This window comes from Streptomyces sp. LBL, assembly GCF_029893585.1.
Lineage (GTDB): Bacteria > Actinomycetota > Actinomycetes > Streptomycetales > Streptomycetaceae > Streptomyces.
The window spans coordinates 78,104-101,556 of record NZ_JARXYX010000008.1 but is presented as its reverse complement, the minus strand read 5'-3'; the positions used below and the strand labels follow the sequence as shown (position 1 = coordinate 101,556).

The following is a 23,453-nucleotide window of genomic DNA, read 5'->3' as shown; positions in this document are numbered from 1 at the left end:
GAGCGTGCGCAGGGCGCGATACACCGTACTGGCCCGTCACTCGCGGCGGGCGGCCTGCGCATCCTGGGGAGTTGGTCATGAGCGTGAAGAGCGGGAACCGGGAGGCCTGGGAGGGCTTCTGGCGTGAGGCTCCCGGCGAGCAGGGGGCCGTGTTCTGGGACGCGGAGCCGGCGCTGACCGCCGGTGCCCATCTCGCCCTCTTCGAACCTCACCTGGCCGACCACGGCCTGCCGATGGTGGACCTCGGCTGCGGCAACGGCACCCAGACCCGCTTCCTCGCCGACCGCTTCCCCCAGGTCATCGGCGCCGACATCTCCGCCGCCGCCCTCGACCACGCCCGGCACGCCGACCCGGCGGGACAGGCGACGTACCGACTGCTGGACGCCGTAGGAAAGGGCGCGGTGGAGACCCTGCACGCGGAACTCGGCGACGCCAACGTGTACATGCGGGGCGTACTGCACCAGGCCGGCCCCGAGGACCGGCAGCCGCTGGTGGACGGGATCGCCGCGCTCGTCGGAGAGCGCGGCCGGGCTTTCCTCGTCGAGCTGTCCGAGGACGCCAAACCCGTCCTGCTCGGCCTGGCGCAGAGCGCCGAGGGCCCGCCGCCCAAACTGGCCCCGGTCTTCCGGCACGGCATCGCGCCCGGCGAGGTCGCCGACGACGCGATACCCGGATACCTGAACGCGGCCGGGCTGACCGTCCTGGCGAGCGGCGCACTTCCGCTCACCACCACGGAGCACCGGCCCGACGGCACCCGGATCGAACTGCCGTCGAGGTGGCTGGTGGCGGGCCGCGCCATGTGACCCGCGCCATGTGACCCGGGCCATCTGATCCGGCCATCTGATCCGGCCATCTGATCCGGGCCGACGGCTCCACACGAAGCGAGCCGCGCGGTTTCCGTGCTTCCTGGCCGGTTCCGCCGGCGGCGCGTAACGTGGCGCAGCATGAAGATCCTGATCAGCGCCGACATGGAGGGCGCCACCGGGGTGACCTGGCCGGCCGACGTGCTGCCGGGGACCCCGCAGTGGGAGCGGTGCCGGTCGATGTTCACCTCGGACGTCGACGCCGCCGTCCGGGGGTTCTTCGACGGGGGCGCCGACGACATCCTCGTCAACGAGGCCCACTCGACCATGCGCAACCTGCTTCTCGAGCAGCTCGACGAGCGGACCGAGATGCTCACCGGCCGCCACAAGTCGCTGTCCATGGTCGAGGGCGTGCAGCACGGCGACGTGGACGGCATCGCCTTCGTCGGCTACCACGCGGGCGCCGGCATGGAGGGCGTCCTCGCGCACACCTACCTCGCCAACTCCATCACCGGGGTCTGGCTGAACGACGTACGGGCGAGCGAGGGCCTGCTCAACGCGCACGTCGTCGCCGAGTACGGCGTGCCCGTCATCCTGGTCACCGGCGACGACGTGGCCTGCGAGGACGCGCTCGGCTACGCCCCCGAGGCGCTGAAGGTCGCCGTCAAGGACCATGTGTCGCGGTACGCGGCGGTGTGCCGTACCCCCGCCAGGACCGCCGCCGAGATCCGCGCCGCGGCGAAGGCGGCCGCATCCCTGGCGGTCCGTCAGGAACCGGTGCGGGGCGGGCCGTTCACCATCGCGCTGGAATTCGACGCCGAACACCTGGCGATGGCCGCCACCGTCGTGCCCGGCGTGGCCCGGACCGGTGAACGGAAGGTGGCGTACACGAGTGACACCATGTATGACGGGATCCGCACCTTCAAGGCGGTGACCACGATCGTCTCGGCTGCCGTGGAGGAGCAGTATGGCTGACCAGCCGGCCCTGGACGAGGTCGTCGAGTTCACCTCGGACCTCATCCGCATCGACACCACCAACCGTGGCGGCGGTGACGGTCAGGAGCGCCCCGCCGCCGAGTACGCCGCCGCGCGGCTCGCCGAGGCGGGCCTGGAGCCCACCCTCCTCGAACGCACCAAGGGCCGTACGAACGTCGTCGCCCGGATCGAGGGCACCGACCCGTCGGCGGACGCGCTGCTGCTCCACGGTCACCTGGACGTGGTGCCCGCCGAGGCCCGGGACTGGAGTGTGCACCCCTTCTCCGGCGAGATCCGCGACGGCGTCGTGTGGGGGCGGGGCGCGGTCGACATGAAGAACATGGACGCGATGATCCTCGCCGTCGTCCGTGGCTGGGCGCGGGAGGGGGTACGGCCCAGGCGGGACCTCGTCGTCGCGTTCACCGCCGACGAGGAGGCCAGCGCCGAGGACGGCTCCGGGTTCCTGGCCGACGAGCATCCCGGGCTGTTCGAGGGCTGCACGGAGGGCGTCAGCGAGTCGGGGGCGTTCACCTTCCACGACGGCAGCGGGCGGGAGCTGTACCCGATCGCGGCCGGCGAGCGCGGCACCGCCTGGCTGAAGCTCACCGCCGGCGGTCGCGCCGGCCATGGATCCAAGGCGAACCGGGAGAACGCCGTCACCCGGCTCGCCGCCGCCGTCGCCCGCATCGGCGAGCACCAGTGGCCGCTGAAGCTCACCCCGACCGTGCGCGCCTCGCTCACCGAACTCGCCGCGCTCCACGGCATCGAGGCCGACCTCGACGACGTGGACGCGCTCCTGGGCAAGCTGGGACCGGCGGCGAAGCTCGTCGAGTCCACCGTCCGCAACAGCGCCAACCCGACCATGCTGGACGCCGGTTACAAGGTCAACGTGATTCCGGGCGAGGCCGTGGCGTACGTGGACGGGCGGTATCTCTTCGGCGCCGAGGACGAGTTCCGGGCGACCCTCGACCGGCTCACCGGGCCCGACGTGGAGTGGGAGTTCCAGCATCGGTCGGTCGCCCTCCAGGCGCCGCTGGAATCGCCGACGTACGCGAGGATGCGGGCCGCTGTCGAGGAGTTCGCGCCCGAGGGGCATGTGGTGCCGTACTGCCTGTCCGGCGGCACGGACGCCAAGCAGTTCTCGCGGCTCGGCATCACCGGCTACGGCTTCACGCCGCTGAAGCTCCCGGCGGGCTACGACTACCAGGCACTCTTCCACGGAGTCGACGAACGGGTGCCCGTCGAGGCCCTCCACTTCGGGGTCCGTGTCCTGGACCGCTTCCTGCGCACCGCCTAGGCATCTGGGGGACGAAGTGCAGACGTTGGCCTACGGTTCCTGGTCCTCGCCCATCGGCGCGGCCCTCGCCGCCGCGCACGACGGGGACCCCGAGTACGTCGGCTTCGTCGGCGACGAGGCCTGGTGGACCGAGCCCCGGCCCGCCGAGGGCGGCCGGCGGACGCTGATGCGGCGGTGCGCCGACGGCACTGGGGAGTCGGTGCTGCCCGCTCCGTGGAACGTACGCAGCCGGGTCATCGAGTACGGCGGACAGCCCTGGGCGGGCGCGATCGTCGACGGCGAACCCCTCGTCGTCTTCGTGCACTTCGCCGACCAGCGCCTGTACCGGTACCGTCCGGGCGGCGAACCCGTCCCGCTCACCCCTGTCTCCCCGGTGGGTGGCGGACTGCGCTGGGTCGACCCGCAGATGCGTCTCGAACGCGGTGAAGTGTGGTGCGTACTGGAGGAGTTCACCGGCGACGCTCCCGACGACGTACGGCGGGTGCCGGCCGCCGTACCGCTGGATGGCTCGGCCGCCGAGGACCGGGACGGCGTACGCGAACTCAGCGACGACCGGCACCGTTTCGTCACCGGCCCGCGGCTCTCGCCCGACGGGCGGCAGGCCGCCTGGCTCGCCTGGGACCACCCGCGGATGCCGTGGGACGGCACGGAACTGCTCGTCGCCGAGGTCGGTGCGGACGGCACCTTCCGCGCGGCGCGCACGGTGGCCGGCGGGCCGGAGGAGTCCCTCGCGCAGGTGGAGTGGTCGGCGGACGGCCGGCTCCTGTACGCGAGCGACCGTACGGGCTGGTGGAACCTGTACCGCGACGGTGAGCCTCCCTCCCCCTTCGGGCGGGAGGACCCCCATCTCGCTTCACTCGCCCCGCGCGAGGAGGAGTTCGGCGGCCCCCTGTGGAAGCTCGGGTACCGCTGGTTCGCCCCGCTGGACAGCGGTCTGATCGCGGTCGTCCACGGCTGCGGCGCCACCACCCTCGGCGTCCTCGACCCGGAGACGGGCGAACTCGTCGACGCGGCGGGACCCTGGACCGAGTTCGCGCCCAGCCTCGCCGTGCACGGGGGGCGGGTCCTCGCCGTGGGGGCCAGTCCGCGCAGCGCGTACGAGGTGGTCGAACTGGACACCCTCCCGCAGGCTCGAACGGGCCCGCCCGAGGGCGCCCCCGTCGGCCGGGCACGGGTGATCGGCGCCCCGCACCACGACGCCGTGGACCCCGCGTACTACCCCGAACCGCAGATCCGCACCTTCACCGGTCCGGCCGGCCGCGAGATCCGCGCCCACATCTACCCGCCGCACCACCCCGGCTGCGCGGCCCCCGGCGAGGAACTGCCGCCGTACGTGGTGTGGGCGCACGGCGGCCCCACCGGACGTGCGCCGCTCGTCCTCGACCTGGCGATCGCCTACTTCACCTCGCGGGGCATCGGGGTCGCCGAGGTCAACTACGGCGGCTCGGCCGGATACGGCCGGGAGTACCGCAACCTGCTGCGGGAGCAGTGGGGCGTGGTGGACGTCGAGGACTGCGCGGCCGTCGCGACGGCCCTCGCCGACGAGGGCACCGCCGACCGCGACCGGCTCGCCATCCGGGGCGGCAGCGCGGGCGGCTGGACCGCGGCCGCCTCGCTCGTCACGACCGACGTCTACGCCTGCGGAACGATCCTCTACCCCGTCCTCGACCTGGCCGGCTGGGGCAGCGGGGAGACCCACGACTTCGAGTCGCGCTACCTGGAGACCCTCATCGGTCCGTACACCGAGGTCCCCGGCCGGTACGCGCAGCGGTCGCCCAGCGAGCACGCCGACCGGATCACCGCACCCTTCCTGCTGCTCCAGGGCCTGGACGACGTGATCTGCCCGCCCGCCCAGTGCGAGCGCTTCCTCGCCCGGATGGCGGGCCGTGGGGTGCCGCACGCGTACCTCACGTTCGAGGGGGAGGGGCACGGGTTCCGGCGGGCGGAGACCACCGTCCGGGTACTGGAGTCCGAACTCTCCCTGTACGCCCAGGTGTTCGGCCTGAATCCGCCCGCCGTCCCAGCCTTGGAGCTCGTCGAGTGAAGGAACTCCAGCGGCCGTTCCGCCTCGCTCCCGGCGCCCGGGTGGCCGTGGTCGCGCCCAGCGGACCCGTGCCCGAGGAGCGGCTGCAGGCCGGCCTGGACGTGCTGCGCGGCTGGCACCTCGACCCGGTGGTGGCACCCCATGTGCTGGACCGGCACGGGGAGTTCGGCTACCTGGCGGGCACGGACGCCGACCGGGCCGCCGATCTGCAGAACGCCTGGTGCGACCCGGCCGTGGACGCCGTGCTGTGCGCACGCGGCGGATACGGAGCGCAGCGCATGGCCGACCTGCTCGACTGGGAGGCGATGCGGGCGGCCGGGCCGAAGGTGTTCGTCGGGTTCAGCGACATCACCGCCCTGCACGAGGCCTTCGCGACCCGCCTCGGACTGGTCACCCTGCACGGGCCGATGGCGGCCGGCGTCGACTTCGTCAAGAACACCCGGGCCCAGGACCACCTCAGGGCCACCCTGTTCGCCCCGGAGACGGTCCGCACGATCACCTCCGGCGGCGTGGCCCTCGTCCCCGGGCGGGCCAGGGGAGTCACCCTCGGCGGCTGTCTGTCCCTGCTCGCCGCCGAACTCGGCACCCCGCACGCCCGTCCAGGCGCGCGCGGCGGACTGCTGTGCCTGGAGGACGTGGGCGAGGAGACGTACCGTCTGGACCGCTATCTCACCCAACTCCTGCGCGCGGGCTGGCTCGAAGGCGTGCGCGGGGTACTGCTGGGATCGTGGGAGCGGTGCGAGGCGTACGAGGGTCTCCGGGCGCTGCTGGCGGACCGGCTCGGCGGGCTCGGTGTGCCCGTCGTGGAGGAGTTCGGATTCGGGCACTGCGAAGGGGCGTCGACGGTCCCCTTCGGTGCGGCCGCCGAACTCGACGCCGACGCGGGCACGCTGACGCTGGACGAGCCGGCACTGCGCTGACGCGGGCAGGTTGACGCGGACGACGGGCATTGCGCTGATGCCGGCAGGTTGACGCGGACGACGGGCATTGCGCTGATGCCGGCAGGTTGACGCGGACGACGGGCATTGCGCTGACGCGGGCAGGTTGACGCGGACGACGGGCATTGCGCTGATGCCGGCAGGTTGACGCGGACGACCGGCACTCCGCTGACGCCGGTACCCGTGGCGGGCGACCGGGCCGTAGGGTGGCGGGGTGCCTCACCACGCTTCCCGCTACCTCGCCGAAGGCCCTCGCGTGGGCATCCGGCACTTCACCTACGAGGACGGTGCCGAGTTCACCGCCCGGGCCCGGGAGAGTCAGGAACTGCACCAGCCGTGGCTGTTTCCGCCGACCAGCTCGCCCGCGTACACCGCGTACGCGGGGCGGCTGATCGAGGACCCTGCCAAGGCGGGCTTCCTGGTGTGCGAGAAGGCCCCGGAGAGCGGTGAGGACGGGGTCGCCGCCGGGGCCGTCGCCGGGTTCATCAACATCAACAACATCGTCCAGGGCGGCTTCCAGAACGGGGCCCTGGGCTACGGCGCCTTCGCACACGCCGCCGGACGCGGACTCATGCGTGAAGGGCTCGACCTGGTGATCGGGTACGCGTTCGGGCCGATGCGGCTGCACCGGCTGGAGATCAACGTGCAGCCCGGCAACGCCGCCTCCATCGCGCTCGCCCGCTCCTGCGGGTTCCGGCTGGAGGGCTTCTCGCCGGACATGATCTTCGTCGACGGGGCCTGGCGGGACCACGAGCGTTGGGCCGTCACCGCCGGGATGCGGGCTTCCGGCTGATCCTCGGCGAGGCGGAAGCGCGCGGTGCACGGTCGAGCCAAGCCTTCCCGTCCGTCACACGCCGCCCCGGTCCACGTACTCGTAGATCGCCCCGTCCGGATGCATCGCGATCAGGTTGCGGCCCGCCGGGGTGGCGACCGGGCCCGCGATGACGCGGGCGCCCAGTTCCGTCAGGACCCGGTTGGCTTCGTCGACGTCCTTGACGGCGATCGTCGCGGCGACCTTCCGCAGCACCTCCAGCTCGGCCTCGGGCCCGCTCATCAGCAGGAAGCAGCCGACCGCGGCGACCTGGACACCCCCGCGCTCGAAGCGGAGGGCCGGACCGCCCGCGAGGCGCTCGTAGAAGGGGACCGCAGTCTCCAGGTCGTCGACGCAGACGCGCAGCGTGGCTCCCAGAATATCCATGCGGCGAGCCTAGCTTCCCCGCTTCCTTCGGGGATGGCTGACTCTGGGGCGGACGGACGAAAGTGCCTTCCTGGCCTGGGACGATGAAATTGCTGAGGGGCTCTGTCGGTCCAGCCGGAGGGCACCTTCGACGTGCGGCTATCGGGTTGGGGTTGCCCCGAGGAGCGGTTCTGCGGTGCCTCAGACGTGTGCCCCCTTGAACGCGGTGACGATCTCGTCGGCGCTCAGGATGGCGTGGGCGTAGGAGGGGCCGTTCAGGTCGTGGGCCGCGTGCAGCATCTCCCGGGTCCACGCGGCGGTCGCTCCGCGTACCAGGGTCACGTGGTAGCCCAGCTCCATGGCGTAGCGGCTGGTCGACTCGATGCAGGTGTTGGCCAGCATGCCGACGGTCACCACGTGGGTGATGCTGCCCTGCCCAGCCGAATCTGGCACCCGGCCGTGGAACAGGACGGATCCCTGCGCGGCTCAGCCGAGGTCGCCGAGCTGACCGGCATGCTCGACGATGTCGACATCGGCACCCGCCGGCCGACCATCGCCGGACGAGGACGCCCGCTCGACGACCTCACGCTGAAGCTGCTGCCGGACCGGCTGGAGCACCGACATAGCCGGTGGCCCGACACGGCGAACCCCCCTCTGCCGATCGACAACCGGACCGCCACGAAGACCGGCCGCGCCGGCAACGGCCGGATCGTGCCGTCAGTCTTCGGGGAGCCGCGGCGGCGCGGGTTTCAGTCCGTCCAGGGTGAGGTCGAGGAGGCGTTCGGCCTGCTCTCGCTGCTCGGGCTTGGCCGAGGTGAGGGCGATGCCGGCGAGGGCGGCGAACATGTCGGTCGGGCTGATGTCGGACCGGATCGTTCCGGCAGCGGTATTGGCGTCCATGAGGGAAGAGAGGGCGGCCTGGATCATCTCGTGACTGTCGGCGTAGGGGTTGGTTCCCGAATTGACGACGGCTCGCAGGGCGTCGGCCATGCCGAGTTTGGCGGTGGCGTAGTCGATGAAGCGGCGAGTCCAGGCTCGCAGGGCCTCAGGCGGCGACATCGCCGCAAGGAGGCCGGGGACGGCGTCGCACAGCCGGGCCACTTCGTTGCGGTACGCCGCCTCGATCAGGGCCTCTCGGGTCGGGAAGTTGCGGTAGAGGGTGCCGGTTCCCACGCCCGCTTCCCTGGCAATGCGCTCGAAGTGCGCGTCGAGTCCCACCTCGGTGAACACGCGCACCGCGGCGGCCAGGATCTTGTCCCGGTTGCGCTGTGCGTCGGCCCGCAGCGGGCGTCCTGCATCTCGGGCCATCTGTGGCTCTCTCCTCATCACCATTTGCCAAGTGGAGGCGGCGCCACTTAGTGTGGATGAAGTGGCGGGGCCTCCACTTTCACTGTAGGGCATGGCCCGCCCTCATTCCTCTTCCGGAAGGACGCCCATCATGTCGGGAATCGAAGGCAAGGTCGTGGCGATCACGGGCGCCGGCAGCGGAATCGGCGAGGCGACCGCGCTTCTGCTCGCCGAGCGCGGCGCGAAGATCGTCCTCGGGGCACGCCGTCCGGAGCGCCTCGAGGCTCTGGCCGCCCGCATCGAAACGGCCGGCGGTGATGCCGCCTGGGTCCGCACGGACGTGACACGCCGAGAGGACATGTCCGGCCTCGTCAAGCTGGCCCGCGATCGGTACGGCAAGCTCGACGTCCTCGTCGGCAATGCCGGGATCGGATTGATCTCCCGTCTCGACGACCTGCGCGTCGAGGACTGGGAGGAGATGATCGACGTCAACCTCAAAGGGGTCCTGTACGGGATCGCCGCGGCCCTTCCCGTCTTCCGGGAGCAAGGCTTCGGGCACTTCGTCAACACCGTGTCCACCGCCGGACTGCGCATCGTGCCGCTCCAGTCGGTGTACGCCGGCACGAAGAACGCCGTGCGCACCATCTCCGAGGGCCTACGCCAGGAGGCCGGCGACAGCCTCCGCGTGACCGTCGTCTCACCCGGCGCCGTCCGCACGGATTTCGCAGAGCGCATGGATCCGGCTGTGAAGGACCAGATCGACAAGCTGATGGAGATCGGTCTTTCGCCGGACGCGGTGGCCCGCGCCATCGCCTTCGCCATCGAGCAGCCGGACGGGGTCGATGTAGGTGACATCGTCGTTCGCCCCACCGCCCAGGGGTAGATGCCGGCGAGGGACGGGTTCTGTCCCTCGCGCTTGCCGGTGGGGATGATCAGGGTGGGCTGGATCTGCTCGACGGACTCGCCGAGCGCCTTGCGCCGCAGCAGGGTGTGCAGCATGTCTTCGGTGATCACCGGGGGCCGGCCGCCGTACTTGCCCTTGCGGGCCGCGGTCTCCAGCCCCTCCAGCGTGGATTCGCGGATGTTCTCGCTCCGTTTCTGCCATCGCTGCGAAGAAGCCGAACAGCAGCTTGCCGGGGCCGGTGGGGTCGTAGATGCCGGGTTCCCCCAGGCACTTCGAGCAGGTGCAGACCCTGGTCACCGAGGACATGGTAGTGGCCCGGCGAGCGTCTCCAGCACCAGGCCGTGCTCGGTCAGATGGTCCGTGAGGGCGGTGAGCCACCCGGTCCACCCGTGGAACGACGAACAGGGCCAGAGCCCGTTCGTCTGGTCGGTGATCGGCGCTCTGTCCGAGGCGGTGTCCCTGCCGATCGAGACGGCGGTGACCTGCCCGACCGTACGGATCCATCCGGCGGTGGTGGCGCAGGTAGCGGAGACCAGCACGGTGATGACGAACGGGCGCTTCCGGCTCGGCGTCGGCAGATAGTGGTCGGAGATCCACAGTGCCTGGAACCCGGCCTGCTCGGCCATCCGCGCCTGCTCGACGAGCTCCGCGGGACCGTACTGCTCGCACGAGAGGAAGTAGCCGTACTCGGGCATGGGGGGTGTCCCTCCACAGGGGGGACGGTGGTTCGCCTGCCGAGTACCCGGCGGTCGTGGCGGAAACCGGGCGGGCGCGGCGACCGGGCGCACGTTTGGCTGCCCTGACCAGGGGGACGCGGAAGGCTGCCGAGGCACGCGACAGCTCCGGAGGCGAACCGTGAGTCGACCCCGCATTGTGCTCGTCGGTGCCGGCTTCGCCGGATACCGGACGGCCCGAGAACTGTCCCGGATGTCCCGCGGCAAGGCCGACATCACCCTGTTGAACCCGACCGACTACTTCCTGTACCTGCCCCTGCTGCCCCAGGTCGCGGCCGGGATCCTGGAGCCGCGCCGGGTCACCGTCTCCCTGTCGGGCACGCTGCCGCACGTCCGCCTGGTGCTCGGCGAGGCCTGCGGCGAACCCGCCGGAGACCCGCCCGCCGGAGACCCGCCCGCCGGAGACCCGCCCGCCGACGGGCCCCACAAGGCCCCCGGCCCGGTCCCGCGCACCGACCGAACCCCCGTTGAAGGAGACTCATGAACACCGGCCAACTCGTCGAACTGGCCCAGCAGTTGCGCGTCGACAGCGTACGTGCCGCGGCTGCCGCGGGCTCCGGGCACCCGACCTCGTCGATGTCTGCCGCGGACCTGATGGCCGTACTCCTCGCCAACCACTTCCGTTACGACTTCGACCGCCCGGCCCATCCGGCCAACGACCGCTTCGTGCTGTCCAAGGGACACGCCTCGCCGCTGCTGTACGCCGCCTACAAGGCGGCCGGTGCCGTCGACGACGAGGAACTGCTCACCTTCCGCAAGCTGGGCAGCCGGCTCGAAGGGCATCCCACGCCCCGGCAGCTGCCGTGGGTCGAGACGGCGACCGGCTCGCTGGGGCAGGGGCTGCCCGTCGGTGTCGGCATCGCGCTGTCCGGGAAGCGACTGGACCGCACCGGTTACCGGGTGTGGGTGCTGTGTGGTGACAGTGAGATGGCCGAGGGCTCGGTGTGGGAGGCCGCCGAACACGCCGGGTACGAGCACCTCGACAACCTCACCGTGATCGTCGACGTGAACCGGCTCGGCCAGCGCGGCCCGACCCGGCACGGCCACGACCTGGACGCCTACGCCCGCCGCTTCCAGGCCTTCGGCTGGCACACCGTTGAGGTGGACGGCCACGACGTGGACGCCGTCGACCGGGCGTACGGCGAGGCCGCCTCCACCAAGGGCCAGCCGACCGCGATCATCGCCCGCACCCTCAAGGGCAAGGGAGTGGCGGACGTCGAGGACCGTGAGGGCCTGCACGGCAAGCCGCTGAAGAACGCCGACGACGCGATCGAGGAACTCGGCGGCGCCCATCGGAACATCCGCGTCGAGGTCCACGAGCCGCCCGCCGCCCGGATGCTGCACTCCGTACCCGCCGGACATCTGGAGCTGCCCCGCTTCGAGAAGGACGGTTCCGACCGGGACGACAAGGGCGTGGCCACCCGCGATGCCTTCGGCCAGGCGCTCGCCGCGCTCGGCAGCGGACGCGCGGACGTGGTCGCCCTCGACGGCGAGGTCGGCGACTCCACACGTGCGGAGTTCTTCGCCAAGGAGCACCCCGACCGCTACTTCGAGTGCTACATCGCCGAGCAGCAGATGGTCGCCACCGCCGTCGGACTCGCCGCGCGCGGCTGGGTGCCGTATGCCTCCACGTTCGCGGCCTTCTTCACCCGCGCCTACGATTTCATCCGCATGGCGTCGATCAGCGGCTCCGGCATCAACCTGGTCGGTTCGCACGCGGGTGTGGCGATCGGGCAGGACGGGCCCAGCCAGATGGGTCTGGAGGACCTGGCGATGATGCGGGCGATCCACGGCTCGACCGTGCTGTACCCGTGCGACGCCAACCAGACCGCGCACCTCGTCGCGGAGATGGCCGACCTGGAGGGCGTCCGCTATCTGCGTACCTCACGCGGCGAGAGCCCGGTGATCTACGGTCCCGACGAGGAGTTCCCGATCGGCGGCAGCAAGGTGCTGCGCTCCTCCCTGCAGGACCGGATGACGATCGTCGCGGCCGGTGTGACCGTGCCGGAGGCGTTGGCCGCCGCCGACGCGCTGGCCGGGGAGGGCATCCGGGCCCGGGTGATCGACCTGTACTCCGTCAAGCCCGTCGACACGCTCACCCTGCGCCGGGCCGCTGAGGAGACCGGTTGTCTGCTGACGGTGGAGGACCACCATGAGGAGGGCGGCCTCGGCGATGCCGTCCTCGACGCGTTCGTCGACGGGCGGTCCGTACCGCGCCTGGTGCGTCTCGCGGTCCGCGCGATGCCGGGCTCGGCGTCCCCGGACGAGCAGTTGCAGGCCGCGGGCATCGACGCCGGGTCGATCGCGGCGGCCGGGCGGCTGCTGGTGGAGGAGGCGATCGTGCGGTGAGCGGTGAGCGGCGAGCGGTGAGCGGCGACGGCGCGGCGGCCGGCGCGCCGGAAGCGTCGACCGGCCCGACCGGATGGTCTTCGACCTCGACTCGGCGGGAGACTCCCGGGACGACTTCGAGGCGGTGCGGGAGGCGGCCCGGCTGCTGGGGGAGCTGCTGGGCGAGCTGAAACCGCCGTCGGTGTTGATGACCACCGGCTCGCGTGGTCTGCACGTGGTGGTGCCGGTCAACGGGCGCCAGGACTTCGACGAGGTCCGCGCCTTGGACGACCCCGGCCTCGACGCCCGTCGGTGGACCATCGCCGACGCCGTGGAGCGGGCCCGCACCAATCCGTGGGGATGTCCTCCTGAAGGTTTGGCCAACGGGGGAGCGGCCACCCGGAGAAAGAGGTGGCTATGACGAACACAAAAAACACATCGCAGTCACAGCATTCACAAAGCTCATCCAAAGGGAGAGAAAGAGGCGCGGAAGGGGACACGGAGAGGGACGCGGAACCGGACACCGGAAGCCGTCCCGAGCACAGGGAGGCTGCCGGTCGGCGGCCGAAGCCCATGGAAGTGCTCCGTCATGCGCGCGCCCAGCTCGCAGAGCTGACCGGCATGTCCGTCGAGAACGTGTCGTCCTTCGAGCAGACCGAGGACGGCTGGGCCTTGGAGGTCGAGGTCCTCGAGCTGGTCCGTGTGCCCGACACGATGAGCCTGATGGCGAGCTACCAGGTCGAACTCGACACGGACGGACAGCTCACCGGCTACCGACGGGTCCGCCGTTACGAACGCGGGCGGTCCGACGCACACCAGGCGGGCGGCGGCCGTTAGGGCGCTCACCCGCCCACCCGCCCGTTCACAGCCTGTAACCAGCCCGCAGAAAATCCATAACCAGCCCACAGAGAAGGAGGCGCGGTCGGCATGACCGTTGTCCCGGCCCAGCAGAGCGGTGGCGGAGGCGGCAGCAGTGGCCTCTACGACGTTCTGGAACTTGTCCTCGACAGGGGTCTCGTCATCGATGCGTTCGTACGGGTCTCCCTGGTCGGCATCGAAATCCTGAAGATCGACGTCCGGGTCGTCGTGGCCAGCGTCGACACCTATCTGCGCTTCGCCGAGGCGTGCAACCGGCTCGACCTGGAGTCCGGGCCGCGCAAGGACCCGGGCCTGCCCGACCTGGTCGGCAAGATGACCGAGTCCGGTGCGCGCGGCAAGTCCAAGGGCGCGCTGTCCGGTGCCGCCGAGACCATATCCGGCGCCTTCAAGGAGGCGCGCGAGGAGGGACAGTCCGAGTCCCGGCCGCGTGCCCGTAAGTCGACGGCGTCGCGCAGGAAGGAGGAGGAGCAGTGAGCACGTACGTCTACGGCATCACTGCCGCGTCCCACCCTTCGCCCCCGGAGGGCCTGGGCGGCGTCGGCGACCCGCCGCGCCCCGTGCGCATCCTGGAGGTGGGCGAGCTGGCGGCCGTCGTCAGCGAAGCGCCCGAGGGGCTGCGTCCCAAGCGCAAGGATCTCCTCGCCCACCAGAACGTCCTGAGCGAGGCGGGCGCGGACGGCTGCGTCCTGCCGATGCGCTTCGGCAGTGTCGCCCCTGACGACGACGCCGTCACCGGAGTGCTCGCCGAGCGCGCCGACCACTACAGCGAGCGGCTGCGCACGCTCGACGGCAAGGTCGAGTACAACGTCAAGGTCACTCACGACGAAGAGGCCGTGCTGCACCGCGTGATGTCCGAGAACCCGCAGGTCCGCGCCTTGGCCGAGGCCAACCGGCAGGCGGGCGGCGGCAGTTACGAGCAGAAGCTGAAACTCGGCGAGATGGTCGTCGCGGCGGTCAAGGCCCGTGAGGGCGAGGACGCCGCCGCGGTGCAGCAGGCCCTGGAGCGGGTCACGGACGCGATCAGCGTGGGCCCCGAGTCCACCGGCTGGCTCGCCAACGTGTCCTTCCTGGTGGAGCGCGACCAGGCAGCCGAGTTCCTGAACGAGGTGGAACAGGTCCGCACGAGCCTTCCGCACCTCGATGTGCGCGTCAACGGTCCGCTGCCGCCGTACAGCTTCGTCGAACCCGGCCCCGCGGAGCACGCGGGCTCCACGGCCGGCCCCGGCCGCGCGGAGGAATGAGGAGGAGGCCGTGGGACTCATCGGAGAGGTGTTCCTCCTGCCCTTCGCACCTGTGCGGGGCGCTGGGTGGGTGATGAGACAGGTCCTGAGCGAGGCGGAACGCATTTACTACGACCCGAGCGCGGTCAGGGCCGAACTCGCCCGGCTGGAGGAGCGGTTGGAGGCGGGCGAGATCGACGAGGAGGAGTTCGACCGGCAGGAGGACGAACTGCTGGACCGACTGGAGATAGGCCTGCGCGGTGGCGCGGGGACTGGCGACGGGACGGCACGATGAACCGAGTGGGAATGGGCCTCGCGATAGGGGCCGGATACGTCCTCGGACGTACCAAGAAAATGAAACTGGCGTTCGCCATCGGCAGCGTCGTGGCGGGCAAGAAGATGCATCTGAGCCCGAAGGGCGTCGCCGATCTGATCTCCGGTCAACTGCAGAACAACCCGCAGTTCAAGGAGATCGGGGACCAGCTGCGCGAGGACCTGCGCGGGGTCGGCAAGGCCGCCTCCGGCGCCCTGGTCGAGCGGCAGATCGACGCCGTCGCCGACCGTCTGCGCGGCCGTACCTCCCAGGTCCGCGACCAGCTCGCGGGCGTGACGCCGGACCTCGGCTCCGAGGACTCCGAGGACGAGGAGCCCCAGGAGGAGTACGAGAAGCCCGAGGCCGAGGACACCGACGAGGGCAACGAGGCCGAAGACACCTATGAGGCCGATGAGGCCGATGAGGAGCCCGACGAGGAGCCTGAGCCGCCGCGGAAGCAGGCGAAGAAGACGTCGGCGAAGAAGGCCCCGGCCAGGAAGGTGCCCGCGAGGAAGACCGCGTCCGCCAACAAGGCTCCTGCCGGCAAGACGGCGGCCAAGAAGACGACCGGCAAGACGACCGGCAAGAAGACCGCCGCGGCTCGCGGTGCGGGCGGCGGCGCACGCCATCGGCCGAAGGGAGGCGGTGAGTGATGACCGAGACTCTCGGATCCGCACAGGGGGCCACCGACAAGGCGACGAAGAACAATCCGCTCACCGACGTGGCCAAGAGCGAGGCAGTGGACCGCCTCAAGTTCGAGGTGCAGGAGTACCTCGGGGCCCAGGCCCAGCGCCTGCTGGTCGGCGCCGGCCGCAAGCTCGGCGAGACCACGGGAAAGCTGAACGACATCGCCGAGGGCAACAGCCCAGGCTTCGCCAAACTCGCCCTCGACGGCGGCCGCAAGCTCGCCGAGGGCAAGGGACCGTTGCGCTCCGCGGTGGGGGTCGGGGCCGGCCGCGCCAAGGACAGCGTGGTCGGAGCGTTCAAGAACCTCGGCGGCGGCAAGGGCAAGAAAAAGGGCGCGGGTGGGAAGCCCACCGTCATCATCGAGTACGTCGACGTCGGCGTGCCGCTGCGCACGGCCTACGACCAGTGGACCCAGTACCAGGACTTCAGCACCTTCGCGAAGGGCGTCAAGAGCGCGAGCCGCGCCGACGACACCACCTCCGACTGGCAGCTGAAGGTCTTCTGGTCCAGCCGCAGCTGGAAGGCCACGACCACCGAGCAGGTGCCGGACGACCGGATCTCCTGGACCACGGAGGGAGCCAAGGGCAACACGAAGGGCGTCGTCTCCTTCCACCGGCTCGCCGACAACCTCACCCGCGTCCTGTTGGTCATCGAGTACTACCCCTCGGGCTTCTTCGAGAAGACCGGCAACATCTGGCGCGCCCAGGGCCGCCGGGCCCGGCTCGACCTCAAGCACTTCGTCCGCTTCATCACGCTCAAGGGCGAGGCGGAGGAGGGCTGGCGCGGCGAGATCAGCGACGGCGAAGTCGTCCGCGATCACGACGAGGCGGTGGCCGAGGAGGAAGAGGCCGCCCAGGCCGAGGACATGGACGAGGACACGGCCGAGGACGAGCCCGCCGAGGACTCCGCGGACGAGGACGAGGACGCCTACGAGGACGAGGAGGAGGGCCCGTACGCCGAGGAGGACGAGGAAGAAGAGGGCAAGGACACCGACTCCGAGGACGAGTACACCGAGGATGAGGACGAGGAGGCCGAGGCGGCGGACGGCGAGGAAGAGTACGCCGACGCCGGGCGCGGGAGTCGATGATGAGCACGCCCAGCCGGCTGCCCGACCCCTACGGCCAGGGTGGCGGCGCCAACCTCGCGGACATCCTGGAGAGGGTGCTCGACAAGGGCATCGTGATCGCCGGTGACATCCGCATCAACCTGCTCGACATCGAACTCCTCACGATCAAACTGCGGTTGATCGTGGCCTCGGTCGACAAGGCCAAAGAGATGGGAATCGACTGGTGGGAGGACGACCCGGCGTTGTCCACCCGAGCCAGACGCGACGAACTCTCCCGGGAGAACGCCGAGTTGCGGGAGCGGCTGGCGCGACTTGAACAACTCGAGCCGGCCCGGACCGAGGAGGAGCGTTCCTCCTCGGTCCGGGCCGAGGAGGAACGCTCATGACCGGACTGCGGTACGCCTACGCCGTCTGTCACCCCTTCGACACGCCGCTGCAGGCGCAGTTGACGGGGGTGGCCGGCGATCCGCCCAGACTGTTGCACCACCACGGTCTGGCCGTCGTGGTCAGTCATGTGCCGGAGCGGGACTTCGCCGAAGAACCGCTCCACAGGCATCTGGAGGACATGGACTGGCTGACCGCGACAGCCCGCGCCCACCAGGGCGTGATCGACGCGCTCACCGTCGTCACCACTCCGCTGCCGCTGCGGCTCGGCACCGTCTTCCGCGACGACAGCGGGGTCCGGGTGATGATCGAGGCGCGCGAGGACGCCTTCCGGCGCACCCTCGACCGGCTGCACGGCCGGGTGGAGTGGGGTGTCAAGGTGTACGCCGAGCCGGAGGAACCCGCGAAGAAGACGGACAGCGTCGAGGCCCGACCGGAAAAGGCCACCTCGGGCCGGGACTACCTGCGCCAGCGGCGTACGCGGGTGCGTTCGCGCGAGGAGAGGTGGCAGCAGGCGGAGTCCTTCGCGACCCGACTGCACGAGACGCTTTCCACGCACGCCGAGGATTCCCGGCTGCACGCCCCGCAGAACCCCACACTGTCCGGCGTCCCGGGACAGAACCTGCTCAACGCGGCTTATCTCGTGCCGCGTTCCGAATCCGAGGAATTCGTGGAACTGGTGGATCGTACGAAGGACGACATCCCGGGAATGCGGGTGGAACTCACCGGCCCCTGGGCCGCCTATTCCTTCGCGGGCGAGGAGGGGGAGGACCGGTGACGGTGATCGAGCGCCGTGAGGTCGCCCTGGTGGACCTCCTGGACCGGCTGCTGGCCGGCGGCGTCGTCATCACCGGGGACATCACCCTGCGCATCGCGGACGTCGACCTCGTCCGTATCGACCTGAACGCGCTGATCAGCTCCGTGAACGAGCAAGTGCCGTCACCATGGGGAGACTGATGTGACCGAGCGACGCAACCGGCTGGACCTCGAGCCCGACACCGTCGAGCGGGACCTGGTCAAACTCGTGCTGACCGTGGTGGAACTGCTGCGCCAGCTCATGGAGCGCCAGGCTCTGCGCCGGTTCGACACCGGCGACCTCAACGAGGAGCAGGAGGAGCGCATCGGGCTCACCCTGATGCTGCTCGACGACCGTATGACCGAGCTGCGTGAGCGCTACGGCCTGCGGCCCGAGGACCTCAATCTGGACCTCGGGCCGCTCGGACCGCTGCTTCCCCGGGAATGAACCCCGGGCCCCGTGAATCAATCCCACCCCGGGATTCGTTCCCGGGGTGGGATTGATTCACGGGGTCAATTCACCATTTGTACCAGCGGCCCCTGCCTCCGCCCGCGGAGGTACCCCGCATCAGGAAGCCCAGAAGCCATAGCACCAGGACGATCAAGGCAATCCACCAGAGTATTTTCACCGCAAAACCAGCACCGAAAAGAATCAGCACCAGCAGCAGTACCAGCAGAATCGGAACCATAGTGTGAACCTCCTGCAATCAGGGTTTCCTGAAAACGGGGATTCAGACTTCCTTTCGGCACAGAATCTCTCCGTGCAGCACACCGAACCACCCGTCCTCCCGGGCGCCCCACTCCCGCCAGGCCGATGCCACGGCCCGCAGCTGCTCCCAGGTCGCGTGAGCGCCCTCCGTGGCCCGCTCCGCGTACTCGGAACTCAGGGTGCGGTCCGCCCACAGGCCGCTCCACCAGGCCCGTTCCTCGGCGGTGGCGAAGGTCCAGGTGCTGGAGGTGGCCGTGACGTCCGTCAGGCCCGCTGCGAGCGCCCAGGACTTCAGCCGGCGCCCGGCGTCCGGCTCGCCGCCGTTGGCGCGGGCCACCCGGCGGTACAGGTCCAGCCAGTCGTCCATCCCCGCGGACGCCGGGTACCAGGTCATCGCCGCGTAGTCCGAGTCGCGGACGGCGATGAACCCGGTCGGCCTGGTCACCCGCTTCATCTCGCGCAGCGCCTGCACCGGGTCGCCCACGTGCTGGAGCACCTGGTGGGCGTGGACCACGCAGAACGTGTCATCCGGGAAGTCCAGCGCGTGCACGTCCGCGACCGCGAAGCCCACGTTGGTCAGACCGCGCTCGGCGGCCGTCGCCCGGGCCTGGTCCAGGATCCCCGGCGCCCGGTCGACGCCGGTGACGTGCCCGTCGGGGACCAGCTCCGCCAGGTCGGCGGTGATCGTGCCCGGACCGCAGCCGATGTCCAGGATCTTCATATGGGGTTTGAGCGAGCCGAGCAGATAGGCCGCCGAGTTGGCGGCGGTGCGCCAGGTGTGCGAGCGCAGCACCGACTCGTGGTGCCCGTGCGTGTAGACGGCGGTCTCCCGTGTCCTGGACATGGCTGATCCCCTCTCGGTCTACCGGCATACCGGTTCACCGGCACCTCGCGGCCCCTCCGGTGACACACATCACCGTACGCGCGCATGTCGAATGATGAGACCCACGTTTTGGGATATGGACTGACGGGTGATCAGATGTGGGCCGGGGTGGAAGACGGTCAGCGCCTCCGGCGGCTTCTCCTCGGCTGACGTACCGGCCGGGCTGGAGAAGGCCGCGGCGACGGCCGCCGTGCACGCCCCGTACGTCGAGCTGCCCGCGGATCAGGTACGACACCCGCACGGGCCGTGACGGTGCGGTCCGGGTGCCGGACCGATGGGTATTCAGCTTGTCGTGGGCGGTCCCGCGCACGCAGACTGCCTCCTCATGGGACATCTGGAAGCCGCGCACCTCGAATACCACCTCCCCGACGGGAGGACGCTGCTCGGCGATGTGTCCTTCCGGGTGGGCGAAGGGGCCGTCGTGGCCCTCGTCGGCCCCAACGGGGCCGGCAAGACGACACTGCTGCGGCTGATCTCGGGCGAGCTGAAACCGCACGGCGGGACGGTCACCGTCAGCGGCGGCCTGGGCGTCATGCGCCAGTTCGTGGGGTCCGTACGGGACGAGACGACCGTACGCGACCTGCTGGTGTCCGTCGCGACGCCCCGGATCCGCGAGGCCGCGCAGGCCGTCGACAAGGCCGAGCACGCCCTCATGGCCGTCGACGACGAGGCCGCCCAGCTGTCGTACGCGCAGGCACTCTCGGACTGGGCCGAGGCGCGCGGGTACGAGTCCGAGACGCTGTGGGACATGTGCACCACGGCCGCGCTCGGGATGCCGTACGAGAAGGCGCAGTGGCGGCAGGTGCGCACGCTGTCCGGCGGTGAGCAGAAGCGGCTGGTGCTGGAGGCGCTGCTGCGCGGCACCGACGAGGTGCTGCTGCTCGACGAGCCCGACAACTACCTGGACGTGCCCGGCAAGCGATGGCTGGAGGAGCGGCTCAAGGAGACTCGCAAGACGGTCCTGTTCGTCTCCCACGACCGTGAACTCCTCGCCCGCGCCGCGGAGAAGATCGTGTCCGTGGAGCCCTCGCCCGCGGGCGCCGACGCCTGGGTGCACGGCGGCGGCTTCGCCACCTACCACGAGGCCCGGCGCGAGCGCTTCGCCCGCTTCGAGGAGTTGCGCCGCCGCTGGGACGAGAAGCACGCCCAGCTGAAGAAGCTGGTCCTGAGCCTCCGTCAGGCAGCCTCCATCAGCCACGAGTTGGCCTCCCGCTATCAGGCCGCCCAGACCCGGCTGCGCAGGTTCGAGGAGGTGGGCCCACCGCCGGAGCCGCCGCGCGAGCAGGACATCAGGATGCGTCTGAAGGGCGGCCGGACCGGCGTACGGGCCGTCACCTGCGAGGGACTCGAACTCACCGGTCTGATGACCCCCTTCGATCTGGAGGTCTTCTACGGCGAACGGGTCGCCGTGCTCGGCTCCAACGGCTCCGGCAAGTCGCACTTCCTGCGGCTGCTGGCCGGCGGCGACGTGGCTCACACGGGCACGTGGAAGCTCGGCGCGCGGGTGGTCCCCGGGCACTTCGCCCAGACGCACGCGCACCCCGAACTGGAGGGCCGCACGCTCCTGGACATCCTGTGGAAGGAGCACGCCCAGGACCGGGGCGCCGCCATGTCCCGGCTGCGGCGTTACGAGCTGACGAACCAGGCCGAGCAGACCTTCGAGCGGCTCTCCGGCGGCCAGCAGGCCCGCTTCCAGATCCTCCTGCTGGAACTGCAGGGCGTCACGGCCCTGCTGCTGGACGAGCCCACCGACAACCTCGACCTGGAGTCCGCCGAAGCCCTGCAGGAGGGCCTGGAGGCCTTCGACGGTACGGTTCTCGCGGTCACCCACGACCGCTGGTTCGCCCGCTCCTTCGACCGCTACCTGGTCTTCGGCAGCGACGGCCGGGTCCGTGAGACGGCGGAGCCGGTCTGGGACGAACGACGCGTGGAACGGGCCCGGTAACCCTCAGGGACCCTGTCGGTCGAGCAGCAGCAACTCGCCGATACGGTGCTCCCGCGCCGCCTCGACCAGCGCGGGCACGCCCTCGACCGCGCCGGCGCGTCCGTCGTCGCCGGGCTCCCGGGCGGCCAGGAACCGCTCCAGCTCACGCTCCGCGCGCTGCCGCAGATGCGCGGCGGGATGCCGCTCGGGGGTAGTGCGGGCCGGGCGGGTACTCGGAGGGCATGAACGAACACGACGAGCGGGACAGGCACGACGAGCGGGACAGAACCATGACCGGACTCGACGCCGGCCGGCTGGACGACCAGCAGCTCATGAAGGAGCTGGAGACCATCCACCGCACCCGGCACGACACTCTCCTGTACGGGTCGAACGACGCGTTGCGGGCCCACAACGAGCGCATGGCGCAGTTGGAGGGCGAGTTCCTGCGCCGCAACCCGCGCCGCCCGGTAGCCGCGGGCCGCACCCGCGCAGGGGCGCGGGAACGCGGAAGCGGGGAGTCGACGACTCCCCGCTCCTGAAAGCTCCTGAGCTCTTCCTGAGCCCTTCCTGGCCGGTCAGCGGCGCACCGGCGGCCGTTCCCGTGCCGCCGGTGCGCTCCGTCAGGCGGCCTCCTGGGCGAACACGTCGAGGTAGGCCTCGCAGAAGGCCTTGAGGTCGTCCGGCTTGCGGCTGGTGACGAGCTCGAGGTGGTGGAAGGCCTGGATCTCACCCGGCTCCGTCGACACCGGCGCGGGGTCGTGGCCCGCGTCCTTCGCGGCCTGCCACGGATCGGTGAGTTCGATCTGCTCGACGCCTTCGGGTGTCGTCAGAAACGCGATGCGCATGGTGGTTCGACCACCTTTCCTGGAAAGTTTCTCGAAGCGCGGCGGTCCCCGTTCAAAGGACCTCCCGCCCGTCGCCGCCCCGCTCCGCGTCCGGCTCGGCCCGGCTGATGTCGGCGAGCGTCGAGTCCGGATCCTCGGCCTCGGCGACGTCGCCGAGGCTGACCATGCCCACCGGCAGCCCGTCCTCGACGACCGGCAGCCGCCGTACGGCGTGCGCCCGCATCAGGGCGATCGCCGCCGACACCGGGTCGTCGGGAGCCACCACCACCGGGTCCGGTGTGCACACGGCGTGGGCGCTCACGGTCAACGGGTCGACGCCGTCGGCGATGGCCCGCACCGTGATGTCCCGGTCGGTGAGCATCCCCACGACGCGCTGTCCGTCGGCCACCAGGACATCGCCGATGTCCTGCGCGCGCATCAGCTGCGCCGCCTCGACGAGCGAGGCGTCCGGGCGGACGGCGACCACCCCGGGTGTCATCACGTCCTTCACGAAGTAGGCCGTCACTGCGGTCCCTCCCGCCGGGTCACGGCCCGCGCGAGTTCCTGGACGTTGGCGTAGCGCTCCCTGCGCGGCAGCCGTTCCAGGGCCTCGACCAGGGTGTCGGGGGCGTTCTTGCGGCGCAGGACGCGCACCAGGTCCCCGGCGCTCGCGGGGAACGAGCTGCGGCCCAGGAGCCGGGCCAGCTCCAGCCGGACCGCCTCCAGGGACGCTCCGGCGCGGCCCGGGGTCACCGGACCGCCCGCGATCTCGGGGTCGTCGTCGGCGGTCGGCTCGGGGTCGTTCCACTCCTCGGTTCGCGTGGGGTGCCCGGACCGCAGCAGACCCTGCAGTTCGTGCTTCATCTCGTCGTCGCGGTGGCGGCTCAGCCGGTCGCTGCCTCGCTGCATGTTCGCCCTCCAGATCCTTCGAAGTGGCCACCGCGTACCCGAGGACCGGAGGCCGACACGGGGTTTGCACCCCCAATGCCGGGAGACCCGAGTCGGGCCCCCCGCGCACATTCCTGCAGAAGGACATGCCATGGCGGTGCTCGCTGTGATCATTCCGCTCGTCATGCTCGGCGTGATGCTGGCGCTGGGCCGATACGAGGAGCTGCTGCTGCCGGGAGAGGACGCCGACCGACCCGAACCGGCCGTCGCCCCGTCCCCCGCGGTCCCCGTCGGTTCGCCCGTTGCCGCATCGGTCGGACGCAAGTGAAAGAGTTCGGTCCCCACGTCTGTGACCTGGGGACCGAACTCTTTTCCGCGAGGCGACGGAGACCGT

The 23,453-nt window shown here is 70.8% G+C and carries 31 protein-coding genes and 4 pseudogenes; 25 read left to right on the top strand and 10 right to left on the bottom strand.

The features are described 5' to 3' along the window. The first annotated feature begins 77 nt into the window (after nucleotides 1–77). The 6 genes from M2271_RS11910 to M2271_RS11885 all read left to right on the top strand — a co-directional run bounded on the left by M2271_RS11910 (nucleotide 78) and on the right by M2271_RS11885 (nucleotide 6,850). The gene (locus tag M2271_RS11910; RefSeq protein ID WP_280887120.1) at nucleotides 78–803 is read left to right on the top strand and encodes a methyltransferase domain-containing protein; all 726 of its coding nucleotides are present in this window, start codon (nucleotides 78–80) and stop codon (nucleotides 801–803) included. 141 nt (nucleotides 804–944) lie between these two features. Next, entirely contained in the window at nucleotides 945–1,778 is an 834-nt protein-coding gene (locus M2271_RS11905; RefSeq protein WP_280887119.1) for a M55 family metallopeptidase, read from the top strand. Next, a complete protein-coding gene (locus tag M2271_RS11900) occupies nucleotides 1,771–3,075 on the top strand; it encodes a M20/M25/M40 family metallo-hydrolase (protein ID WP_280887118.1) in 1,305 nt (434 codons plus the stop codon). The genes M2271_RS11905 and M2271_RS11900 overlap by 8 nt, the downstream gene beginning before the upstream one ends. Nucleotides 3,076–3,079: 4 nt before the next feature. Next, nucleotides 3,080–5,119 carry a prolyl oligopeptidase family serine peptidase gene (locus tag M2271_RS11895; RefSeq protein ID WP_280887265.1) on the top strand — a complete coding sequence of 680 codons (2,040 nt, stop codon included), beginning with the start codon at nucleotides 3,080–3,082 and terminating at the stop codon, nucleotides 5,117–5,119. Beyond that, nucleotides 5,116–6,039, top strand: a complete 924-nt coding sequence (locus M2271_RS11890) for an LD-carboxypeptidase (protein ID WP_280887117.1) — start codon at nucleotides 5,116–5,118, stop codon at nucleotides 6,037–6,039. Before M2271_RS11895 ends, M2271_RS11890 begins: the two co-directional genes overlap by 4 nt. Before the next feature lie 232 nt (nucleotides 6,040–6,271). Continuing rightward, on the top strand, nucleotides 6,272–6,850 hold the full coding sequence (locus tag M2271_RS11885) for a GNAT family protein (RefSeq protein ID WP_280887116.1): 579 nt from the start codon (nucleotides 6,272–6,274) through the stop codon (nucleotides 6,848–6,850). A gap of 54 nt (nucleotides 6,851–6,904) precedes the next feature. On the opposite strand, the gene M2271_RS11880 is transcribed toward M2271_RS11885, so the two are convergent. The 4 genes from M2271_RS11880 to M2271_RS11865 form a co-directional block, all read right to left on the bottom strand. Continuing rightward, nucleotides 6,905–7,255 carry a VOC family protein gene (locus M2271_RS11880; protein ID WP_280887115.1) on the bottom strand — a complete coding sequence of 117 codons (351 nt, stop codon included), beginning with the start codon at nucleotides 7,253–7,255 and terminating at the stop codon, nucleotides 6,905–6,907. 180 nt (nucleotides 7,256–7,435) lie between these two features. Next, entirely contained in the window at nucleotides 7,436–7,651 is a 216-nt protein-coding gene (locus tag M2271_RS11875) for an isochorismatase family protein (protein WP_280887114.1), read from the bottom strand. 69 nt (nucleotides 7,652–7,720) lie between these two features. Further along, nucleotides 7,721–7,852 carry a hypothetical protein gene (locus tag M2271_RS11870; protein WP_280887113.1) on the bottom strand — a complete coding sequence of 44 codons (132 nt, stop codon included), beginning with the start codon at nucleotides 7,850–7,852 and terminating at the stop codon, nucleotides 7,721–7,723. Nucleotides 7,853–7,951: 99 nt separating this feature from the next. After that, entirely contained in the window at nucleotides 7,952–8,542 is a 591-nt protein-coding gene (locus tag M2271_RS11865) for a helix-turn-helix domain-containing protein (RefSeq protein ID WP_280887112.1), read from the bottom strand. Between the two features lie 130 nt (nucleotides 8,543–8,672). Here M2271_RS11865 and M2271_RS11860 point away from each other — a divergent pair, with 130 nt between their 5' ends. Beyond that, nucleotides 8,673–9,404, top strand: coding sequence for an SDR family oxidoreductase (locus M2271_RS11860; protein WP_280887111.1), 732 nt, complete (start codon nucleotides 8,673–8,675; stop codon nucleotides 9,402–9,404). Nucleotides 9,405–9,809: 405 nt separating this feature from the next. Further along, nucleotides 9,810–10,001: pseudogene (locus M2271_RS11855) on the top strand (LLM class F420-dependent oxidoreductase); the annotation flags it as partial. Here M2271_RS11855 and M2271_RS11850 read toward each other — a convergent pair. Continuing rightward, nucleotides 9,998–10,120: pseudogene (locus tag M2271_RS11850) on the bottom strand (LLM class F420-dependent oxidoreductase); the annotation flags it as partial. The pseudogenes M2271_RS11855 and M2271_RS11850 sit on opposite strands and share 4 nt — an antisense overlap. A gap of 160 nt (nucleotides 10,121–10,280) precedes the next feature. On the opposite strand from M2271_RS11850, the pseudogene M2271_RS11845 reads away from it, so the two are divergent. The 13 genes and pseudogenes from M2271_RS11845 to M2271_RS11785 all read left to right on the top strand — a co-directional run. Continuing rightward, nucleotides 10,281–10,514: pseudogene (locus M2271_RS11845) on the top strand (dehydrogenase); the annotation flags it as partial. A 125-nt stretch (nucleotides 10,515–10,639) separates the two neighbouring features. After that, nucleotides 10,640–12,508 carry a transketolase gene (locus tag M2271_RS11840; protein ID WP_280887110.1) on the top strand — a complete coding sequence of 623 codons (1,869 nt, stop codon included), beginning with the start codon at nucleotides 10,640–10,642 and terminating at the stop codon, nucleotides 12,506–12,508. A gap of 43 nt (nucleotides 12,509–12,551) precedes the next feature. Beyond that, nucleotides 12,552–12,908 (top strand): annotated as a pseudogene (locus M2271_RS11835) (hypothetical protein); the annotation flags it as partial. Continuing rightward, nucleotides 12,905–13,324, top strand: a complete 420-nt coding sequence (locus tag M2271_RS11830; RefSeq protein ID WP_280887109.1) for a gas vesicle protein — start codon at nucleotides 12,905–12,907, stop codon at nucleotides 13,322–13,324. The pseudogene M2271_RS11835 and the gene M2271_RS11830, both read left to right, overlap by 4 nt. A 90-nt stretch (nucleotides 13,325–13,414) precedes the next feature. Further along, on the top strand, nucleotides 13,415–13,840 hold the full coding sequence (locus M2271_RS11825) for a gas vesicle structural protein GvpA (RefSeq protein ID WP_280887108.1): 426 nt from the start codon (nucleotides 13,415–13,417) through the stop codon (nucleotides 13,838–13,840). Continuing rightward, the gene (locus M2271_RS11820; protein ID WP_280887107.1) at nucleotides 13,837–14,607 is read left to right on the top strand and encodes a GvpL/GvpF family gas vesicle protein; all 771 of its coding nucleotides are present in this window, start codon (nucleotides 13,837–13,839) and stop codon (nucleotides 14,605–14,607) included. The genes M2271_RS11825 and M2271_RS11820 overlap by 4 nt, the downstream gene beginning before the upstream one ends. 10 nt (nucleotides 14,608–14,617) lie before the next feature. Continuing rightward, a complete protein-coding gene (locus M2271_RS11815) occupies nucleotides 14,618–14,881 on the top strand; it encodes a gas vesicle protein GvpG (RefSeq protein ID WP_280887106.1) in 264 nt (87 codons plus the stop codon). Then, nucleotides 14,878–15,552 (top strand): DNA primase, encoded by a 675-nt coding sequence (locus M2271_RS11810; protein WP_280887105.1) that lies wholly within the window; start codon nucleotides 14,878–14,880, stop codon nucleotides 15,550–15,552. The genes M2271_RS11815 and M2271_RS11810 overlap by 4 nt, the downstream gene beginning before the upstream one ends. After that, complete coding sequence (locus M2271_RS11805) at nucleotides 15,552–16,673, top strand: SRPBCC family protein (RefSeq protein WP_280887104.1); 1,122 nt, start codon at nucleotides 15,552–15,554, stop codon at nucleotides 16,671–16,673. The genes M2271_RS11810 and M2271_RS11805 overlap by 1 nt, the downstream gene beginning before the upstream one ends. Beyond that, entirely contained in the window at nucleotides 16,673–17,038 is a 366-nt protein-coding gene (locus M2271_RS11800) for a gas vesicle protein (RefSeq protein WP_280887103.1), read from the top strand. Before M2271_RS11805 ends, M2271_RS11800 begins: the two co-directional genes overlap by 1 nt. Continuing rightward, on the top strand, nucleotides 17,035–17,814 hold the full coding sequence (locus M2271_RS11795) for a GvpL/GvpF family gas vesicle protein (protein WP_280887102.1): 780 nt from the start codon (nucleotides 17,035–17,037) through the stop codon (nucleotides 17,812–17,814). Before M2271_RS11800 ends, M2271_RS11795 begins: the two co-directional genes overlap by 4 nt. Beyond that, on the top strand, nucleotides 17,811–17,993 hold the full coding sequence (locus M2271_RS11790; RefSeq protein WP_280887101.1) for a gas vesicle protein: 183 nt from the start codon (nucleotides 17,811–17,813) through the stop codon (nucleotides 17,991–17,993). Before M2271_RS11795 ends, M2271_RS11790 begins: the two co-directional genes overlap by 4 nt. 1 nt (nucleotide 17,994) lies before the next feature. Continuing rightward, on the top strand, nucleotides 17,995–18,279 hold the full coding sequence (locus M2271_RS11785; protein WP_280887100.1) for a gas vesicle protein K: 285 nt from the start codon (nucleotides 17,995–17,997) through the stop codon (nucleotides 18,277–18,279). 70 nt (nucleotides 18,280–18,349) lie between these two features. Here M2271_RS11785 and M2271_RS11780 read toward each other — a convergent pair whose 3' ends face one another. Continuing rightward, nucleotides 18,350–18,520: a hydrophobic protein gene (locus M2271_RS11780; RefSeq protein WP_280887099.1), complete on the bottom strand. Its 171-nt coding sequence runs from the start codon at nucleotides 18,518–18,520 to the stop codon at nucleotides 18,350–18,352. Between the two features lie 42 nt (nucleotides 18,521–18,562). After that, a complete protein-coding gene (locus M2271_RS11775) occupies nucleotides 18,563–19,384 on the bottom strand; it encodes a class I SAM-dependent methyltransferase (protein ID WP_280887098.1) in 822 nt (273 codons plus the stop codon). Between the two features lie 127 nt (nucleotides 19,385–19,511). Between M2271_RS11775 and M2271_RS11770 the strand changes: the two genes are divergently transcribed. The 3 genes from M2271_RS11770 (at nucleotide 19,512) to M2271_RS11760 (ending at nucleotide 21,886) form a co-directional block, all read left to right on the top strand. Then, nucleotides 19,512–19,673 (top strand): hypothetical protein, encoded by a 162-nt coding sequence (locus M2271_RS11770; protein ID WP_280887097.1) that lies wholly within the window; start codon nucleotides 19,512–19,514, stop codon nucleotides 19,671–19,673. A gap of 75 nt (nucleotides 19,674–19,748) precedes the next feature. Next, the gene (locus tag M2271_RS11765; RefSeq protein WP_280887096.1) at nucleotides 19,749–21,368 is read left to right on the top strand and encodes an ATP-binding cassette domain-containing protein; all 1,620 of its coding nucleotides are present in this window, start codon (nucleotides 19,749–19,751) and stop codon (nucleotides 21,366–21,368) included. A 221-nt stretch (nucleotides 21,369–21,589) separates the two neighbouring features. Continuing rightward, nucleotides 21,590–21,886 carry a DUF6158 family protein gene (locus M2271_RS11760; RefSeq protein WP_280887095.1) on the top strand — a complete coding sequence of 99 codons (297 nt, stop codon included), beginning with the start codon at nucleotides 21,590–21,592 and terminating at the stop codon, nucleotides 21,884–21,886. Between the two features lie 81 nt (nucleotides 21,887–21,967). Here the strand turns inward: M2271_RS11760 and M2271_RS11755 are convergent, their stop codons facing one another. The 3 genes from M2271_RS11755 to M2271_RS11745 are packed head-to-tail and all read right to left on the bottom strand — an operon-like array spanning nucleotide 21,968 to nucleotide 23,080. Further along, the gene (locus M2271_RS11755; protein WP_280887094.1) at nucleotides 21,968–22,192 is read right to left on the bottom strand and encodes a hypothetical protein; all 225 of its coding nucleotides are present in this window, start codon (nucleotides 22,190–22,192) and stop codon (nucleotides 21,968–21,970) included. A gap of 52 nt (nucleotides 22,193–22,244) precedes the next feature. Next, the gene (locus M2271_RS11750; protein ID WP_280887093.1) at nucleotides 22,245–22,697 is read right to left on the bottom strand and encodes a CBS domain-containing protein; all 453 of its coding nucleotides are present in this window, start codon (nucleotides 22,695–22,697) and stop codon (nucleotides 22,245–22,247) included. Next, a complete protein-coding gene (locus M2271_RS11745; protein WP_280887092.1) occupies nucleotides 22,694–23,080 on the bottom strand; it encodes a DUF2795 domain-containing protein in 387 nt (128 codons plus the stop codon). The genes M2271_RS11750 and M2271_RS11745 overlap by 4 nt, the downstream gene beginning before the upstream one ends. Nucleotides 23,081–23,210: 130 nt before the next feature. On the opposite strand from M2271_RS11745, the gene M2271_RS11740 reads away from it, so the two are divergent. Next, on the top strand, nucleotides 23,211–23,387 hold the full coding sequence (locus M2271_RS11740) for a hypothetical protein (protein ID WP_280887091.1): 177 nt from the start codon (nucleotides 23,211–23,213) through the stop codon (nucleotides 23,385–23,387). The last annotated feature ends 66 nt before the right edge of the window (nucleotides 23,388–23,453 follow it).

Excerpts from the sequence above, each read along its gene's own strand:
- M2271_RS11910 (WP_280887120.1), top strand. The coding sequence starts at position 78 with ATGAGCGTGAAGAGCGGGAACCGGGAGGCCTGGGAGGGCTTCTGGCGT.
- M2271_RS11905 (WP_280887119.1), top strand. The coding sequence starts at position 945 with ATGAAGATCCTGATCAGCGCCGACATGGAGGGCGCCACCGGGGTGACC.
- M2271_RS11900 (WP_280887118.1), top strand. The coding sequence starts at position 1,771 with ATGGCTGACCAGCCGGCCCTGGACGAGGTCGTCGAGTTCACCTCGGAC.
- M2271_RS11880 (WP_280887115.1), bottom strand. The coding sequence starts at position 7,255 with ATGGATATTCTGGGAGCCACGCTGCGCGTCTGCGTCGACGACCTGGAG.
- M2271_RS11865 (WP_280887112.1), bottom strand. The coding sequence starts at position 8,542 with ATGGCCCGAGATGCAGGACGCCCGCTGCGGGCCGACGCACAGCGCAAC.
- M2271_RS11860 (WP_280887111.1), top strand. The coding sequence starts at position 8,673 with ATGTCGGGAATCGAAGGCAAGGTCGTGGCGATCACGGGCGCCGGCAGC.
- M2271_RS11840 (WP_280887110.1), top strand. The coding sequence starts at position 10,640 with ATGAACACCGGCCAACTCGTCGAACTGGCCCAGCAGTTGCGCGTCGAC.
- M2271_RS11830 (WP_280887109.1), top strand. The coding sequence starts at position 12,905 with ATGACGAACACAAAAAACACATCGCAGTCACAGCATTCACAAAGCTCA.
- M2271_RS11825 (WP_280887108.1), top strand. The coding sequence starts at position 13,415 with ATGACCGTTGTCCCGGCCCAGCAGAGCGGTGGCGGAGGCGGCAGCAGT.
- M2271_RS11810 (WP_280887105.1), top strand. The coding sequence starts at position 14,878 with ATGAACCGAGTGGGAATGGGCCTCGCGATAGGGGCCGGATACGTCCTC.
- M2271_RS11805 (WP_280887104.1), top strand. The coding sequence starts at position 15,552 with ATGACCGAGACTCTCGGATCCGCACAGGGGGCCACCGACAAGGCGACG.
- M2271_RS11800 (WP_280887103.1), top strand. The coding sequence starts at position 16,673 with ATGAGCACGCCCAGCCGGCTGCCCGACCCCTACGGCCAGGGTGGCGGC.
- M2271_RS11795 (WP_280887102.1), top strand. The coding sequence starts at position 17,035 with ATGACCGGACTGCGGTACGCCTACGCCGTCTGTCACCCCTTCGACACG.
- M2271_RS11780 (WP_280887099.1), bottom strand. The coding sequence starts at position 18,520 with ATGGTTCCGATTCTGCTGGTACTGCTGCTGGTGCTGATTCTTTTCGGT.
- M2271_RS11775 (WP_280887098.1), bottom strand. The coding sequence starts at position 19,384 with ATGTCCAGGACACGGGAGACCGCCGTCTACACGCACGGGCACCACGAG.
- M2271_RS11765 (WP_280887096.1), top strand. The coding sequence starts at position 19,749 with ATGGGACATCTGGAAGCCGCGCACCTCGAATACCACCTCCCCGACGGG.
- M2271_RS11760 (WP_280887095.1), top strand. The coding sequence starts at position 21,590 with ATGAACGAACACGACGAGCGGGACAGGCACGACGAGCGGGACAGAACC.
- M2271_RS11755 (WP_280887094.1), bottom strand. The coding sequence starts at position 22,192 with ATGCGCATCGCGTTTCTGACGACACCCGAAGGCGTCGAGCAGATCGAA.
- M2271_RS11745 (WP_280887092.1), bottom strand. The coding sequence starts at position 23,080 with ATGCAGCGAGGCAGCGACCGGCTGAGCCGCCACCGCGACGACGAGATG.
- M2271_RS11740 (WP_280887091.1), top strand. The coding sequence starts at position 23,211 with ATGGCGGTGCTCGCTGTGATCATTCCGCTCGTCATGCTCGGCGTGATG.